Origin of the sequence: Streptomyces sp. NPDC101181, from assembly GCF_044767975.1 — a bacterium.
GTDB lineage: Bacteria > Actinomycetota > Actinomycetes > Streptomycetales > Streptomycetaceae > Streptomyces.
Genome location: NZ_JBIWOX010000005.1, coordinates 172,511 through 188,468, shown reverse-complemented (window position 1 = coordinate 188,468; position 15,958 = coordinate 172,511). Strand labels below are relative to the sequence as shown.

The following is a 15,958-nucleotide window of genomic DNA, read 5'->3' as shown; positions in this document are numbered from 1 at the left end:
CACCGGCACCGTCGTCCTATTCGACGGGAGGACGCCAGCGAAGCGAAGGAGCGGAAGCGGCCATGACCTTGGAGCGGGAAGACCGTGCGGCGCCGACCGGTCGCCCGCGGCACGGGAACGCCGACTGGCTCACCGGGGCCCGGATCACCGCCGTCCTTGGCGTCTACTACCGGCCCGAGGGCCGCGCGGGCGAGCCGGAGGCGGTGGAGTTCGTGATCGCGGAGGGCCAGTCCGTCCTGCTGACCTGCGTCTCCGACGGGACACTCCGCGTCACCCCCGGCGCCTGGCCGCGGCTGCCCGACTGGTGCGTACCGGCCAGCCAGTGGCAGCACGCCCAGCCCTCTGGTTTACCTGTCGTGCCGTACGGCGGAGCCTGGACGGTCGTGGGCACCCGGGAACACCGGAACACCAACGGTGAGGTGGTCCAGGCCGTGATCCGGTGCGCGGAAGGGGACTTCGCGGTCGAGGCCGGGGACACGCTGGTGATCCGCTTCGCCCAGCACTTCTGACGCACGCGGACCGACTCGTACGAGATGACCCACGCCGACCGCCCCGTACGCAGACGCAACTGGCTTGTCAGGAAAGGCATTCGCCGCCGCCCCGCATCCTTACGCGTGCGGCCCCACCGTCACCGGGCCCACCGTCAGCTCCGCCGTCCCCTCCATGACCGCGGCCACCCGGTCCACCTGCCGTTCCAACTCCCGCAGCCGGGCCGCCGACAGCCGCTTCAACGGCTCCACCGTCACCGCGATGCGGCGGCCCGAGCGGCGCTGGTGCCAGACCCCGGCGACCGTGCCGTCCACCAGCAGCACCGGATAGTTGCCGGCCTGCCCGCCCCCGAGCGCCCGCTCGTACGCCGGTCCGGGGAACAGCCGCTCGCGGGGCTGCGAGGCGATGGTGAACGCGTCGAAGTACGGGAGCAGCCGCGCCCCCCGCACCGGCTCGTCCGGGAACTCCGTATCGCCCGCGACCACCCAGGCCGCCCCCTCGTCCGCGAAGGGCACCTCCTCGATCGCCCCCGACGCCGCCAGCGCGGCGAACCGAGCGGTCGCCCAGCGCACCGGAGCGGCCAGCCACCGGGCGAAATGGGCGGGGGTGGCGGGCCCGTACGCGTACAGGTACCGCTCGATCAGCGCCGCGAGCGCCTCCGGGCCGGGCAGCGGGGTGCACCCGGGGTTGCCGTACGTCGTCTTGCGGTCCCGGTTCGGGGCGTAGGCGAGGACACCTCGGTGGCCCGCCAGGTGGAGGACCTGCCGCCAGCGCGGCCACATCGTCCTGAAGGCGGGCATCACCGGGTCCCCGGCCCACGGCCCGGTCCGCGCGACGACCTCGTCGGACAGTTCGTCGACGGTGAGTTCCGCCCCGGTCAGCACGTCCCCGATCGCCTCCACCTGGTCCGGGGTCATCCCGGCGTCCTTGGCGAAGAGATTCGGGCCTACCGGCAGGGCGGACAGCGCACCGGTCCACAGGGGCAGGTCGGCCAGCGGCAGCAGATGGACCGTCCCCCGCGGCCCGAACGTCTTCACCAGCGTCCGACCGCCCCGCTCGCTCCCGCCACCCGGCCCGCTCCGCTCCGCCCACAGCGCCGTGCGGACGTCCGCACGGGTCAGTCCGGCGCCGCGCAGCCCCACCGAGAGCTCGGCGGCCGACAGAACCTGGGCGTGGGCGCCGAGCATCGCGCCGACCACCTCCGCCGCGGAGGCGGCCCCGGAGGAAGCCGCGGAGACGTCGGCGGGGGCGGGAGCGGGAACGGGAACGGGAGCGGTCAGATGCTGGCGGGCCAGGCGCCGGGCGTTCGCCCGCGGCCAGGTCACGGTCGCGGTCACCCGGTGTCGTGGAGTCATTCCTCGAACGTAGGGCCCCTTCAGGTCAGTACCTGTCCGCAACCGGACGGCGAACGCCCTCGTGTCGCCCTCCTGGCGTTCTCATATCGAGCTCGCGGGGCCGTGCGGGCCCCCTTCGCCGGGACATCCGCCGTTTTCGGAGAGTGAGCAGGGAGTGGCGTGGCAAGCGGCATCACTTACGAAGGGTTATGGTGGAAACCCCCCCTCGGGCCGGTCCGTATCCCCCCCCACGGACCGGCCCGTTTTCTTTTCCCCCTCGCCGAGCTGCTTCGGGACTCCGCAGTCTCGGCGCTGCGGCCGCCCCGGCGCCCCGCGGTCCCGTGGCTCCGCCGCTCGCCCGCTCGGCTCATCGCCCCGGTTCACTCACCCGCTCACCTCAGCCGCGACCGGCCCAGATGTTCGTTCCCGCCGTGTCCACCGCGAAGGCGTCGATCTCCTTCAGCTCCTCGGCGGTCAGCTCCGGGCCCGCCAGCGCCGCGACGTTCTCCTCCAGCTGCTTCACGCTCGACGCCCCGATCAGCGCGGAGGTCATCCGGCTGTCGCGCAGCACCCAGGCGATGGCGAGCTGGGCGAGGGACTGGCCGCGGTTCTGCGCGATGTCGTTCAGGCCGCGCAGCCGGCGCAGCACCTCCTCCGAGAGGAGGTCCGGGTCGAGGGACTTGCCCTGGGTGGCGCGTGAACCCTCCGGGATGCCCTTGAGGTACTTGTTCGTGAGCAGGCCCTGGGCGAGCGGCACGAAGGAGATGCAGCCCATGCCCGCGCTCTCCAGGGTGTCGAGGAGGCCGTCGTCCTCGATCCAGCGGTTGATCATGGAGTAGGACGGCTGGTGGATCAGGGCGGGGACGCCCATCTCCCGCAGCAGCCGGGCGGCCTCGGCCGTCTGCTCCGCGGTGTAGGAGGAGACGCCCGCGTACAGCGCCTTGCCCTGCCGGACGGCGGACGCCAGGGCGCCCATCGTCTCCTCCAGCGGGGTGTCGGGGTCGAAGCGGTGCGAGTAGAAGATGTCGACGTATTCGAGGCCCATCCGTTCGAGGGAGGCGTCGAGCGAGGACAGCAGGTACTTACGGGAGCCCCACTCGCCGTACGGGCCGGGGTGCATCAGATATCCGGCCTTGGTGGAGATGACCAGTTCGTCGCGGTGCCGGGAAAAGTCCTGGGCGAACAGCTTGCCGAAGTTCAGCTCGGCCGAGCCGGGCGGGGGGCCGTAGTTGTTGGCCAGGTCGAAGTGGGTGACCCCGAGATCGAAGGCGCGGCGCAGGATGGCCCGCTGGGACTCCAGGGACCGGTCGTCGCCGAAGTTGTGCCACAGGCCGAGGGAGAGGGCGGGCAGCTTGAGGCCGCTGCGCCCGGTGCGGCGGTATTCCATGGAGTCGTAACGCGAGCCGGCGGGGCGATACCGCAGGTCGGGGGAGAGGTATTCAGTCACGTTTCCCTCCCTATCACGGAGTTGTGACAGACCGGGTTGGGCCCCCGTGACCCGCTCGCAGTAATGTGGCGGCTTCGGGAATGCCGGGCGGGCCCCGGGCCCGTACGGAACCGAGAGGACGAACGCAGTGAACTTCCGTGACCTGGTGTACAGGCTCTACGCGCGCCGGGTGGAAGGCCGCCTCGACCACGACCAGGTACCGAAGCACATCGGGGTCATCCTCGACGGCAACCGCCGGTGGGCGAAGGCCTCGGGCGGGTCGGCCGTGCAGGGCCACCAGGCGGGTGCGGACAAGATCTCCGAGCTGCTCGGCTGGTGCGACGAGACCGATGTCGAGGTCGTCACCCTCTGGATGCTGTCCACGGACAACTTCGACCGGCCCGAGCACGAGCTGAAGCCGCTGCTGCGCATCATCGAGAACACCGTGCGCAACCTCGCCGCGGACGGGCGCTGGCGGGTCCACCACGTCGGCACGCTCGACCTGCTCCCGCCGGAGACGCAGACGGTCCTCAAGGAGGCCCAGGAGTCGACGTCCGGTATCGACGGGATAATCGTCAATGTCGCCGTCGGTTACGGCGGCCGCCAGGAGATCGCGGACGCGGTGCGCTCCCTGCTGCTGGAGCACTCGGCGAAGGGCACGACCTTCGAGGAACTGGCCGAGGTCGTCTCCACCGACCTGATCTCCGAGCACCTCTACACCCGCGGCCAGCCCGACCCCGATCTGGTGATCCGGACCAGCGGTGAGCAGCGGCTCTCGGGCTTCATGCTCTGGCAGAGCGCCCATTCGGAGTACTACTTCTGCGAGGTTTTCTGGCCCGCTTTCCGCAAGGTCGACTTCCTGCGGGCGCTGCGCGACTATGCCGCCAGGCACCGGCGCTACGGGGCCTGAGCGGCCCCGGGCACGGTGGACACCACCCTCGGAGTCATCCGGCGTCCACCAGGACTTCTCCGCACCGTGCCCCGTACAGCTGCATGGCTTCGCGCCAGATAGGGAATACCCCTGGCAGGTCGACATCCGGTCATCAACCAGGCGGATGTCGTCACCAAGTGAGCGGCACCCAGTCCGCTCGCCCGGGAGGCCCTTTGCGCACGAAGGACCGTACACAGCGTCCGGCCGACGTGGAGGCCGTGGTCCGGCCCGCGCACAGGGGCCCGATCCCGGTCCGTCCTCTCCCTTCGGGAAGCTCCGCGACCGTTTGTCGCACTCCCCGACCTCGTCCGAGGGGGTACGTCCTTCCGTGGTGACCAGTGCCAAGCGCCGCATGCCCGACCGGCGCACATACGTTCTCGACACCAGCGTCCTGCTGGCCGATCCCGGTGCCATGTCCCGCTTCGACGAGCACGAAGTCGTGCTGCCGATCGTGGTCGTCACCGAGCTGGAGGCCAAGCGGCACCATCCCGAGCTCGGCTACTTCGCCCGGCAGGCCCTGCGGCTGCTGGACGACTTCCGGATCCGGTACGGCCGCCTGGACGCCCCGATCCCGCTCGGGGATCTGGGCGGGTCGCTCCGTGTCGAGCTGAACCACTCCGATCCCGGCGTCCTGCCCGCCGGCTACCGGTTGGGGGACAACGACTCACGGATCCTCGCGGTCGCGCGCAACCTCCAGGCCGAGGGGTACGACGTCACGGTCGTCTCCAAGGACCTGCCGCTGCGCATCAAGGCGTCCTCCGTCGGCCTCCTCGCCGAGGAGTACCGCGCGGAGCTGGCCATCACCGACTCCGGCTGGACCGGGATGAGCGAGCTGCCCCTCTCCGGGGAGCAGGTCGACCTGCTGTTCGCCGAGGAGACGCTGTACGTCCCCGAGGCCGCCGACCTGCCCGTCCACACCGGTCTGGTCCTCCAGTCCGAGCGCGGCAAGGCGCTGGGCCGGGTCACGGCCGAGGGCAACGTGCGCCTCGTGCGGGGCGACCGGGAGGCCTTCGGCATCCACGGCCGCAGCGCCGAGCAGCGGATCGCCCTGGACCTGCTGCTCGACCAGGAGGTCGGCATCGTCTCGCTCGGCGGCCGGGCCGGCACCGGCAAGTCGGCGCTGGCGCTCTGCGCGGGCCTGGAGGCGGTGCTGGAGCGTCAGCAGCACAAGAAGGTGATGGTCTTCCGCCCGCTGTACGCGGTCGGCGGCCAGGAGCTCGGCTATCTCCCCGGCAGCGAGGCCGAGAAGATGAGCCCCTGGGCGCAGGCGGTCTTCGACACGCTGTCGGCGGTCGCCGGACGTGAGGTCATCGAGGAGATCCTCGGGCGCGGGATGCTGGAGGTCCTGCCGCTGACCCACATCCGCGGCCGTTCGCTGCACGACGCGTTCGTGATCGTGGACGAGGCCCAGTCGCTCGAACGGAACGTCCTGCTGACCGTGTTGTCCCGGATCGGGGCGAATTCGCGTGTCGTGCTCACCCACGACGTCGCCCAGCGGGACAACCTCCGGGTCGGCCGGTACGACGGAGTCGTCGCCGTCGTCGAGAAGCTGAAGGGGCATCCGCTGTTCGCCCACGTCACGCTCACCCGTTCCGAGCGGTCGCGGATCGCCGCGCTGGTGACCGAAATGCTGGAGGAAGGTCAGATCTGACCCGCATGTCCCGTTGATGCCGCCCGGCGAGCCAAGCAGCTTAGCCGGGCGGCATCGTGCTGCGCCGTCATTTCCGCGAAACCGGTGGCCCAAACGAGGTGTGACCTTTCCCACGTGAGACAGAATTGCCTCCCGGCGCACCCGTCCGGCAGAGTCTTGCTTCCGTCAGGCCCCGCATACGGCACTTGGGCACCTCCAGAGGCGCCACGCACTACACAACTCCACATGTGACGCCCGTATGCCGCCCGCGAGTACCACGCGGCAGCTCCCTCAGGGGGGTTGCCCAACGGGCCCGTGCCTCCCGTGACCCACGCAGTAGGGAGGCCAGTGCCGGGGGCACGAACGCGCCCGCGAGGTCACCTGAGCGGACGATGCTGGAAGGACACCATGTGAGCCGGATCTCGGTCCGGGGGTTCGCTGTGGCATCCGCCACCGCGGTCACCACCGTAGGCGCCGTCGTTGGCGTTGCTTCGGGCGGCACTCCCGCCGCTGACGACAACAACTTCGAGGCGGCCGCAGCCGACACCACGCTGCTCGCAGACATCCCCGCCGGCCAGCAGGCCCAGGTGCAGACCGCCTCGCTGACGCAGCAGGCCGACGCCCAGGCCTCCGCCGCCGACGCCTCCGCCAAGAAGTCGGCCGAGGAGTCGGCCCGCCTCCAGGCCGCCAAGGACGCCAAGTCCAAGAAGCAGGCCGCCGAGGACCGGGCCGAGGCGGAGCGCAAGGCCGAGCGGGAGGCCAAGGAGAAGAAGGAGGCCGAGCGCGCCAGCCGGTCCTCCGTCCGCGACGCCTCCTCCTTCGCCGCGCAGGGCTCCTACAGCGTGGCCCAGGTCCAGGCGATGGCCCGTCAGATGGTCCCCGCCGACCAGTTCCAGTGCTTCAGCAACATCGTGAACCACGAGTCGACCTGGAACTACCGCGCGTCCAACCCCTCCTCCGGGGCGTACGGACTGATGCAGGCCCTGCCCGGCCACAAGATGTCCTCCGCGGGCGCCGACTGGCAGACCAACCCGGCCACCCAGATCAAGTGGGGCCTCAGCTACATGGACGGCCGCTACGGCTCCCCGTGCGGTGCCTGGTCCTTCTGGCAGGCCAACAACTGGTACTAGACCAGGAGCGCAGCCCCCGCCGGCCGCGACTCAACCTCGCGAGGCCCCTCACCGTCCACACGGTGAGGGGCCTCGCGCGTTGTACGGTCACTTTCCGGTGAAGCCGGAGCGCTGGGAAGCCGAGATGGGGGAAGGAAAGAGAGCATGTCAAAACTGCCGGGCTGGCTGGGCCGCTTCGGAACCGAACTGACGGAGCTGGGCGCGCGCCTGGACGAGCGTCGTGCGAGGGCCGCCGCCGACGACGAGCCCTTCACGGTGAAGGGGGCCGTCCCCGACGCCGATCACGAGCCGGGGCAGGTGCCCGCACCGCCCTCGTACGCCCCCACCGTCGCCGCCAAACCCGATCCGGTCGCGGCGCTGCCCTGGGGGATGCGGGTCGCCGCCGAGGTCGGCTGGCGCTTCCTGATCCTCGCCGGGACGCTCTGGGTGCTGATGCAGGTGATCACCGCGGTGGAGCTGGTGGTGCTCGCCTTCTCCGCCGCCCTGCTCGTCACCGCGATGCTCCAGCCCACCGTCGTGCGGCTCAAGCGGTTCGGGCTGCCGCACGGGCTCGCCACCGCCGTGACCGCCGTGCTCGGGTTCGTCATCATCGGCCTGGTCGCCTGGTTCGTGGTGTGGCAGGTGATGGACAACCTCGACACGCTCTCCGACCGGGTCCGTGACGGGATCGACGAGCTGAAGCGCTGGCTGCTGGACAGCCCCTTCCACGTCACCGAGTCGCAGATCAACGACATCGCCAAGAACCTCAGCGACACCATCGGAACCAACACCGAGGAGATCACCTCCGCCGGTCTCCAGGGCGTCACGGTGATGGTGGAGTTCCTCACCGGGCTGCTGCTGGCGATGTTCTCCACGCTCTTCCTGCTCTACGACGGCAGGCGCATCTGGGAGTGGTCGCTGAAGCTGGTGCCCGCCGCCGCTCGTCCCGGGGTCGCCGGGGCCGGACCGCGCGCCTGGCGCACCCTCACCGCCTACGTCCGGGGCACGGTCCTGGTCGCCCTGATCGACGCCATCTTCATCGGTCTCGGGCTCTACTTCCTCAACGTGCCGCTCGCGGTGCCGCTGGCCGTCTTCATCTTCCTGTTCGCCTTCATCCCGCTCGTCGGCGCGGTGGTCTCCGGGGCGCTGGCGGTGGTCGTCGCGCTGGTCACCGAGGGCGTGTGGACGGCGCTGTGGGCGCTGGTCGTGGTGCTGGCGGTCCAGCAGATCGAGGGCCACATCCTCCAGCCGTTCATCCTCGGCCGCGCGGTCCGGGTCCACCCGCTCGCGGTGGTCCTCGCGGTGGCCACGGGCGGCCTGGTCGCGGGGATCGGGGGTGCGGTGGTCGCCGTACCGCTGGTCGCCGTGACCAACACGGTGGTCGGCTATCTGCGCTCGTACGCGACCCCCGGGGGACCGGGCGGCGCCGGAGGGCGGCACGGCTCCACGGCCCTGTCGATGAACCCGGTGCCCGCGGGCTCGGCCGTCGGCGGGAGCACCGAGGCGGGGGGCGGAGAGCCGGGGCGGGGCGCGCCCGCGCCGGAGGCGCCCGTCGAGCGCGGGCCCGACGAGCGGCCGCCGCGGGAGTAGCGCGGGGCGGAGCGACGGGAAGAGCCCCGGGGACGGTCGGTCGTCCCCGGGGCTCTTCCGGTGCGTCAGGAGGGTGTCACTGCTCGGCGAGTACGGCCTCGGCGTCGAGGGTCACACCGACCGCCTGGATCACCGAGGCGATCTTGACGGCTTCCTGAACGGTCTCGCGGTCCACACCGGCCTTGCGCAGCACCTGCTCGTGCGAGTCGAGGCACTGGCCGCAGCCGTTGATCGCGGAGACGGCGAGCGACCACAGCTCGAAGTCGATCTTCTCCACGCCCGGGTTGCCGATGACGTTCATCCGCAGACCCGCGCGGAGCGTCCCGTACTCGGGGTCCGACAGCAGGTGCCGGGTGCGGTAGAAGACGTTGTTCATCGCCATGACGGCGGCGGCCGACTTCGCCGCGGTGTACGCCTCGGGGGAGAGGTTGGCCTTCGCCTCCGGCTCCAGCTCGCGCAGCACCTTCGGCGAGCGCGAGGCGATCGCACAGGCCAGCACGGTGCCCCACAGCTGCTGCTGGGGGAGCTCGCTGTTGCCGATGACCGAACCGAGGTTCAGCTTCAGGTCCTTGGCGAAGTCCGGTACGGCGGACTTGAGTTCGTCGAGAGCCATGTCCGTGTCAGCTCACTCGCCCGAGAGGAGCGCGACCGGGTCGAGGGTGTTCTCGCCCTTGGTCCAGTTGCACGGGCACAGCTCGTCGGTCTGGAGGGCGTCGAGGACCCGCAGGACCTCCTTGGGGTTACGGCCCACGGAACCGGCGGTCACCATCGTGAACTGGATCTCGTTGTTCTGGTCGACGATGAAGACGGCGCGCTGGGCGAAGCCGTCCTCGCCCTCGATGCCGAGGTCCCGCATGAGCTCGTGCCGGGAGTCGGCCAGCATCGGGAAGGGCAGGTCGGTCAGGTCCGGGTGGTCCTTGCGCCAGGCGTGGTGCACGAACTCGGAGTCACCGGAGAAGCCGAGGATCTGGGCGTCGCGGTCGGCGAACTCCTCGTTCAGCTTCCCGAAGGCGGCGATCTCCGTGGGGCAGACGAAGGTGAAGTCCTTCGGCCACGCGAAGACGATCTTCCACTTGCCCTCGTAGGTCTTGTGGTTGATCTGCTCGAACTCCTTGCCGCTCTCCAGCGAGACACAAGCGGTCAGGTCGAACTCGGGGAACTTGTCACCGACAGTGAGCACGCGCTCTCCTTGCAACGTCTGGAATTGCCCTTTTGGGGGTCTTCCTGAGGGTTGGACGGGTTCCACCTTGGCACAGAGTGCATTGATCACAGAAATAGCTACACTCGGTCCCGATGATCGGAGGTGCCTATCAGTGGCGCAGGAAGATCCGGGCCTACGCCCCAGGAAGTCCGGTAAGTCGCCCGGCAGGCAGCCCAGTCTGTCGCAGCTGCGCGCCTTCGCCGCCGTCGCGGAACATCTGCACTTCCGGGACGCGGCGGCAGCAATCGGGATGAGTCAGCCCGCCCTCTCGGGGGCCGTCTCCACCCTGGAGGAGGCACTGGGTGTCCAGCTCATCGAGCGTACGACGCGCAAGGTGCTGCTCTCGCCCGCGGGGGAGCGGCTGGCGCTGCGGGCCGGGGCGGTGCTGGACGCCCTCGCCGCGCTGATGGAGGAGGCCGAGGCGGTCCGGGCGCCGTTCACCGGGGTGCTCCGGCTCGGTGTGATCCCCACCGTCGCCCCCTACCTCCTGCCCACCGTGCTCCGCCTCGTCCACGACCGCTACCCGGACCTCGACCTCCAGGTCCACGAGGAGCAGACCTCCTCGGCTCTGGAGGGACTCGCGGCCGGACGGCTCGACCTGCTGCTGCTCGCCGTGCCGCTCGGGGCGCCCGGCGTCACCGAACTCCCGCTGTTCGACCAGGACTTCGTCCTGGTCATGGCCGAGGACCACGGGCTCGGCGGGCAGGCCGACATCCCGCGTGCCGCCCTGCGAGAGCTGCCGCTGCTCCTCCTGGACGAGGGGCACTGCCTGCGCGACCAGGCCCTGGACATCTGCCGCGAGGCGGGCCGCACCCGGGGCGCACCGGTGACCACGACCGCCGCCGGGCTCTCCACCCTGGTCCAGCTGGTCGCGGGCGGGCTCGGGGTGACGCTGCTGCCGCGCACCGCGGTGACGGTGGAGACCGGCCGCAACGCGGCCCTGTCCACCGGGTACTTCGCGGACCCGGCGCCCACCCGGCGGGTCGCGCTGGCCATGCGGACCGGGTCGGCGCGGGGCGGCGAGTTCGAGGAGCTGGCGGCCGCGCTGCGCGAGGCGATGGAGCCGCTGCCCGTCCGGGTGGTCCACCACCCGGACCAGGACTGAGACGGAAGCCTCCCGCCCCGACCGGGAGTTGGGCCGGGCGGAAGGCGCAGGCGGCCGGGGCGCGGTCGCCCGGGACCCGGCCGCGTACGCCCGGCCCGGGTCAGCCCCGGGTCACTCCGTGCGCAGGCCGTCCGGGCGCATCATGCGCCACAGCGGCGGCAGCGATGCCAGGGTGACCAGCGCGATCAGCGCACCGCCCGCCCCCGCCATCGGCCAGAACAGCCACCAGTCGGCGACCTGTTTCTCGATCATCCAGGCCAGCGTCGCCCCGAGCCCGAGGCCGCCCACGACCGCCGTCGCGAGACCGAGCACCACCGGCACGGCGGTCTGCCACAGCACCGACCAGCCGAGCGTGGCCCGCCGGGTGCCGAAGGCGACCAGCACGGACAGCAGCCGTCGGCGTTCCCGCAACTGCTCCAGCTGGGAGACCAGCATCGAGGCGGCGATCAGCAGCAGCACCACGGTCGCGCCCACCTGGAGGCCGGTGCGGATGCTCGCGTACTGCCGGTCGCGCTCCACCGAGTTCAGTGCGAAGAACTGCATCGCGGGGTCGATCCGGGCCGCCGTGTTGCGTACGTGCTCCGCGATGTCCGGCACGCTCTCGTCGACCCGGATCTGGGCGACGATCCGCGCGCCGGGCAGTTCACCCGCGTCGATCGCGCCGGTGGTGGCCATGATCCCCCAGTGCTCCTCGCCCATCGGGTCGCGGCGGCCCGGCACGGTCGGGGAGTCGGCGGGCAGCGTCCAGCGGAACGGCTCACGGCCCATGCCCTCGCCGATCTCGACGGCCTTGCCCTTGCGGGCCGTCCGGTCGACCCAGTCGGCCGTCTCCCGGTCGGCCGGGTGCACGACGAACGTGTCGCCGTCCTCGCAGGCGCCGATCCGGGCCAGTTCGCGCAGGGTGTCGCAGGTGCCCACGGTCAGCTCGGTGGTGGGCGGCACGTCGTCGGCGGCGAAGACGCCGGGCTTCGACGCGTACGCCTCCACCGAGCCGATCACCTTCTCCACCCCCGGGGTCGCCCGGAACTCCGCGATGGCCTCGGTGGCCGCCGCACCGGTGACGTCGTCGGAGGACGCGGCGAACTGGGCCCGCGAGGGGTCCTGGCCGGTCGCCCGCTCGAAGTCGGCGTTCATCGCGGCGAACAGCATCTGGAGCGCGATCGCCCCGGCCACCGCGACGGTGACCCCGCTGACCGCGCGGGAGGCCGCACCACTGCTCAACTGGAGCCTGCGGGTGGCGAGCTGCCAGGACACCGGACCGCCGCGCAGCCGGTTCACGCAGGCCTCCACCAGCCAGGGCAGCAGCAGGGCGAGCCCGACCAGCACCAGGACCGCGCCCAGCGCGATCGGGTACGGCTCGACCGGCTCGGTCTCCGCCACCCGGCCGGTCAGGCCGAGCACCCCGAGACCCAGCAGCGGCACCGGAAGCCGCCACCACAGCCGGCGGCCCCGCTCGCGCCCCCGGCGTACGACGCCGAGCGGTTCGATCACCACCGAGCGCATCGCCCCCAGGGTGACGAGCACGGCGGTCAGCGGCACCGCGACCACGACCAGCGCCGCCAGCCAGGGCGCGGGCACCAGGTCGGCCGGGAACGAGCTGAAGTCCCAGACCTCCACCGCACCGGCGAACCGCCGTGCCACCAGGAAGAACCCCGCCCCGGCGAGCAGCCCGAGCACCGAGCCGAACAGGGCCTCCCCGGCCGCGATCCGCCGGGTCGACCGGATGTCCGCGCCGACCAGGCGCAGGGCGGCCAGCCGCCGGTCGCGACGGTCCCCGCCGAAGCGGACCGCGGTGGCGATGAAGATCCCGACCGGCACCAGCAGCACGACGCAGACCATGACGAGCAGGACGATCAGCACCGGCTGGAGCGGTTCGCCCGGGATCTCCTTGCCGTATCCGGTGATCCGTTCCGCGCCCCTGGCCACCGTCAGGCTGTCGTCGCCCGCGTAGTAGAGGAGATCGTTGGGGGAGCGCAGGCCCGGGTCGCCGACGGTGCCGATGACCTCGTACGGCAGCCGCTCGCGCAGCAGTTCGCCGTCCGGGGAGTCCAGCAGCTCCCGCAGGGCGGGGGAGACCACCATCTCGCCCGCCGCGGGGAAGCGGGCGACGCCCGGCGCGCGGACCGGGTCGGGGCCCTCGGCGCGCACCAGCCGGCCGACGACGGTCCGCCCGCGGTACTCGGTGGTCGCGCTCAGCCCCAGCACCGAGCTGTCCGAGGCCACGTCCCGCGCCGCGGAGACGGGCGTCTCCCCCCGTGCCTGCTCGCGCTCGGCGCGCGCCTCGCGCATGTGGGGGACGGAGGAGGCGAGGAGCAGCAGGGTCACCCCGAGGCCGACGCCGACGGCGGTCAGCAGCGTACGGGTCCAGCCCTCGCGGCCGCCGCCGGCCGCGAACCGGATGCCGAGGCCGAGATCCCGCAGGGCGGTGGCGGTGCGGGCGGGCGGTGCGGGGCGCGGGGGCGGTGCGGACCGCTTCTCGTCGAGGAGGGTCATGCGGAGTGCTCCAGGTCGCGGGCCCGGCCGTCGCGTACGGTGACGTCGCGGTCGGAGTAGGCGGCGACCCGGGCCTCGTGGGTCACCAGGACCACCGCGGCGTTGGTGGAGCGGGCGGCCTGGGTGAGCAGTTCCATGACCCGCTCGCCGTTGAGGGAGTCCAGCGCGCCCGTCGGCTCGTCCGCGAAGATCACCTTCGGGGAGCCGGCCAGGGCGCGGGCCACGGCGACCCGCTGGCCCTGTCCGCCGGAGACCTCGCCGGGCCGCTTGGCGCCGAGGTCCTCGACCTCCAGCCGCTCCATCCACCGCAGGGCGGCACGCTCGGCGGCCTTGCGCTTCACACCGTCGAGCCGCAGCGGCAGGGCCACGTTCTCCAGGCAGGTGAGCTCGGGGACGAGCTGGCCGAACTGGAACACGAAGCCGAAGTCGCTGCGGCGCAGGGCGCTGCGCTCGGCGTCCGGCATCGCGGACAGCTCGCGGCCCGCGTAGGTGATGGTGCCGGAGTCGGGGGTGATGATCCCGGCCAGGCAGTGCAGCAGGGTGGACTTGCCGGAGCCGGAGGGGCCCATCACGGCCACGACCTCGCCGGGGTGGACGGAGAACGAGGCGCCGTCCAGGGCGGGCGTCGCTCCGTAGGTCTTGCGCAGGTCGCGCGCGGCCAGCAGGGAGCCTTCGGGGATCACGCGGTCACCGCCTTGGCGAGCTGACCGAGGCGGGCGGCGGTCAGTTCCAGCCAGCGCAGATCGGCTTCCAGATGGAACAGGGCGTGGTCGCAGATCAGCTGGTCGGCGAGGTCGCCCGCGCGCTTGCGGTCGGTGAGCACCCGCATCAGGCGCAGATGCTCCGAGCGCTGGGCGTCCAGCAGGTCGGCGGCGTCGCGACCGGTGAGGAGGGCGAGGACGACCTTGGTGTACAGGGTCGACTGGAGGTAGGGCTCCGGCTTCTCGGGCTGCGCGAGCCAGCGTGAGACGTCGGTGATCCCGGCGTCGGTGATGGCGTACCGCTTGCGCTCGGGCCCCCCTTCGCTCTCTATGCCGTCGACCTCGACGAGCCCGTTCTTCAGCAGCCGGGACATCGTGGAGTAGACCTGGCCGTAGTGCAGCGGGCGGTCCTGGCCGAACTTCTCGTCGAAGGTCCGCTTCAGGTCGTAGCCGTGCCGGGGGCCGGACTCCAGGAGCCCGAGGAGGGTGTGACCGATAGACATGCGGAGCACTGTACACCGTGTGTATACCTGCGGTGTATACGAGACCGAAAAGCGCCCCTGACCCGCGATCCCGGGTCAGGGGCGTGCTCCGGCGCTCGCCGGAATCCTGCTCGTGGAGTCTCCCCTCCGCGCCGCCTCAGGCGTCCGGACCCTTCGGGGCGGTCTCCTCCGGCGGGCTCTTCGGCGGCCGTCCCCGGCGGGGGATCGGCCGGGCCGCCCCGGGCAGCCGTCCCGCCTCGGCCAGCGCCCGCCGCAGCAGGAACTCGATCTGGGCGTTGGCGCTGCGCAGTTCGTCGGAGGCCCAGCGGGCCAGGGCGTCGTGCACGGCGGGGTCCAGCCGCAGCAGCATCTGCTTGCGCTGCTGCCGCGACCGGGCCGCGGGCGGCCGCCGGGGAGGCTCCTCGCCGTCCCCCGGGGGAGGCTCCTCGCCGGTCACTGGTAGAGGCTGCCCGTGTTGAGGACCGGCTGCGCCGCGCGGTCGCCGCACAGCACCACCATCAGATTGCTGACCATGGCCGCCTTCCGCTCGGAGTCCAGCTCCACGATGTCCTGCTCGGCGATCCGGATGAGGGCCATCTCGACCATGCCCACCGCGCCCTCCACGATCTGCTGACGGGCGGCGACGACCGCGCCCGCCTGCTGGCGCTGAAGCATCGCGGAGGCGATCTCGGGCGCGTACGCGAGGTGGCTGAAGCGCGACTCGATGATCCGGACGCCCGCCGCCTTCACCCGGGCGGTCAGCTCGACGGCCAGCTTCTCGGTGATCTCCTCGGCGTTGCCGCGCAGCGAGAGGCCGTCCTCCTCGTGGGCGTCGTAGGGGTACTCGATGGCGATGTGCCGGACGGCCGCCTCGGTCTGGGTGGCGACGAACTCCAGGAAGTCGTCGACCTCGAAGAGGGCTTGGGCGGTGTCCTCGACCTTCCAGACGACGATCGCGGCCAGTTCGATCGGGTTGCCGTAGGCGTCGTTGACCTTGAGGACGGCGGTCTCGTGGTTGCGGACCCGGGTGGAGATCTTCTGGCTGGTGGTGAACGGGTTGATCCAGCGCAGCCCGTCGGCGCGGATCGTGCCGACGTAGCGGCCGAAGAGCTGGATCACCCGGGCCTCGCCCGGAGCGACCATCTTCACACCGCTCATGCAGAAGAAGGAGGCGATCACCACGAACACCCCGACGACGAGGAGCGGGACGCCGACGCCGTTGTTCCCGTCCGCCCCGACCGCCCCGCCCACGACGGCGAGAGCGGCGCCCGCGATCACGCCGAGCACGGTCAGCAGCAGCCCCAGGCCACCGGCGATGGCGTGCGCCGGAACCTCTCTGACCTGCGGTTCGGGCATCTCGGGGGCGTCGACGGGAAGGTCGGTGGCCGGGCCGTCGGGGTGGTGGTCGTCGTGCTGTCCGGTCATGGGATCCCCCGTGTCGAGCGGTATCGCACCGCGTAATCAATG

General features: G+C 71.7%; 15 protein-coding genes. 6 read left to right on the top strand and 9 right to left on the bottom strand.

Annotated elements, in window-relative coordinates; genetic code table 11:
- Window positions 1-62: 62 nt before the first annotated feature.
- Window positions 63-509: a hypothetical protein gene (locus ACIRRU_RS10595; protein ID WP_363202846.1), complete on the top strand. Its 447-nt coding sequence runs from the start codon at window positions 63-65 to the stop codon at window positions 507-509.
- Between the two features lie 99 nt (window positions 510-608).
- Here the strand turns inward: ACIRRU_RS10595 and ACIRRU_RS10590 are convergent, their stop codons facing one another.
- Both ACIRRU_RS10590 and mgrA read right to left on the bottom strand, forming a co-directional pair.
- Window positions 609-1,844, bottom strand: coding sequence for a winged helix DNA-binding domain-containing protein (locus ACIRRU_RS10590; protein ID WP_403678560.1), 1,236 nt, complete (start codon window positions 1,842-1,844; stop codon window positions 609-611).
- A 376-nt stretch (window positions 1,845-2,220) separates the two neighbouring features.
- Window positions 2,221-3,270, bottom strand: coding sequence for an L-glyceraldehyde 3-phosphate reductase (gene mgrA, locus ACIRRU_RS10585; protein WP_403678558.1), 1,050 nt, complete (start codon window positions 3,268-3,270; stop codon window positions 2,221-2,223).
- A gap of 127 nt (window positions 3,271-3,397) precedes the next feature.
- Here mgrA and ACIRRU_RS10580 point away from each other — a divergent pair, with 127 nt between their 5' ends.
- The 4 genes from ACIRRU_RS10580 (at window position 3,398) to ACIRRU_RS10565 (ending at window position 8,509) form a co-directional block, all read left to right on the top strand.
- The gene (locus tag ACIRRU_RS10580) at window positions 3,398-4,159 is read left to right on the top strand and encodes an isoprenyl transferase (RefSeq protein WP_363202844.1); all 762 of its coding nucleotides are present in this window, start codon (window positions 3,398-3,400) and stop codon (window positions 4,157-4,159) included.
- 349 nt (window positions 4,160-4,508) lie between these two features.
- Window positions 4,509-5,831 (top strand): PhoH family protein, encoded by a 1,323-nt coding sequence (locus tag ACIRRU_RS10575; RefSeq protein ID WP_363202843.1) that lies wholly within the window; start codon window positions 4,509-4,511, stop codon window positions 5,829-5,831.
- 389 nt (window positions 5,832-6,220) lie between these two features.
- Complete coding sequence (locus ACIRRU_RS10570) at window positions 6,221-6,940, top strand: transglycosylase SLT domain-containing protein (protein ID WP_363202842.1); 720 nt, start codon at window positions 6,221-6,223, stop codon at window positions 6,938-6,940.
- A 144-nt stretch (window positions 6,941-7,084) separates the two neighbouring features.
- The gene (locus tag ACIRRU_RS10565) at window positions 7,085-8,509 is read left to right on the top strand and encodes an AI-2E family transporter (protein ID WP_403678557.1); all 1,425 of its coding nucleotides are present in this window, start codon (window positions 7,085-7,087) and stop codon (window positions 8,507-8,509) included.
- A gap of 76 nt (window positions 8,510-8,585) precedes the next feature.
- Here the strand turns inward: ACIRRU_RS10565 and ACIRRU_RS10560 are convergent, their stop codons facing one another.
- Together ACIRRU_RS10560 and ACIRRU_RS10555 are read right to left on the bottom strand one after the other, a co-directional pair.
- Window positions 8,586-9,122 (bottom strand): alkyl hydroperoxide reductase, encoded by a 537-nt coding sequence (locus ACIRRU_RS10560; RefSeq protein ID WP_363202840.1) that lies wholly within the window; start codon window positions 9,120-9,122, stop codon window positions 8,586-8,588.
- A 12-nt stretch (window positions 9,123-9,134) separates the two neighbouring features.
- On the bottom strand, window positions 9,135-9,689 hold the full coding sequence (locus ACIRRU_RS10555; protein WP_031123221.1) for a peroxiredoxin: 555 nt from the start codon (window positions 9,687-9,689) through the stop codon (window positions 9,135-9,137).
- A 133-nt stretch (window positions 9,690-9,822) separates the two neighbouring features.
- Between ACIRRU_RS10555 and ACIRRU_RS10550 the strand changes: the two genes are divergently transcribed.
- Entirely contained in the window at window positions 9,823-10,815 is a 993-nt protein-coding gene (locus ACIRRU_RS10550; RefSeq protein WP_403678556.1) for a hydrogen peroxide-inducible genes activator, read from the top strand.
- Window positions 10,816-10,926: 111 nt separating this feature from the next.
- On the opposite strand, the gene ACIRRU_RS10545 is transcribed toward ACIRRU_RS10550, so the two are convergent.
- The 5 genes from ACIRRU_RS10545 to ACIRRU_RS10525 all read right to left on the bottom strand — a co-directional run bounded on the left by ACIRRU_RS10545 (window position 10,927) and on the right by ACIRRU_RS10525 (window position 15,916).
- On the bottom strand, window positions 10,927-13,308 hold the full coding sequence (locus ACIRRU_RS10545) for an ABC transporter permease (protein ID WP_403678554.1): 2,382 nt from the start codon (window positions 13,306-13,308) through the stop codon (window positions 10,927-10,929).
- A complete protein-coding gene (locus ACIRRU_RS10540) occupies window positions 13,305-13,991 on the bottom strand; it encodes an ABC transporter ATP-binding protein (protein WP_403678553.1) in 687 nt (228 codons plus the stop codon). Before ACIRRU_RS10540 ends, ACIRRU_RS10545 begins: the two co-directional genes overlap by 4 nt.
- The gene (locus tag ACIRRU_RS10535; protein WP_403678551.1) at window positions 13,988-14,512 is read right to left on the bottom strand and encodes a PadR family transcriptional regulator; all 525 of its coding nucleotides are present in this window, start codon (window positions 14,510-14,512) and stop codon (window positions 13,988-13,990) included. The genes ACIRRU_RS10540 and ACIRRU_RS10535 overlap by 4 nt, the downstream gene beginning before the upstream one ends.
- Window positions 14,513-14,648: 136 nt before the next feature.
- Entirely contained in the window at window positions 14,649-14,948 is a 300-nt protein-coding gene (locus ACIRRU_RS10530; protein WP_403678550.1) for a hypothetical protein, read from the bottom strand.
- On the bottom strand, window positions 14,945-15,916 hold the full coding sequence (locus ACIRRU_RS10525; protein ID WP_403678549.1) for an SPFH domain-containing protein: 972 nt from the start codon (window positions 15,914-15,916) through the stop codon (window positions 14,945-14,947). Before ACIRRU_RS10525 ends, ACIRRU_RS10530 begins: the two co-directional genes overlap by 4 nt.
- Between the last annotated feature and the right edge of the window lie 42 nt (window positions 15,917-15,958).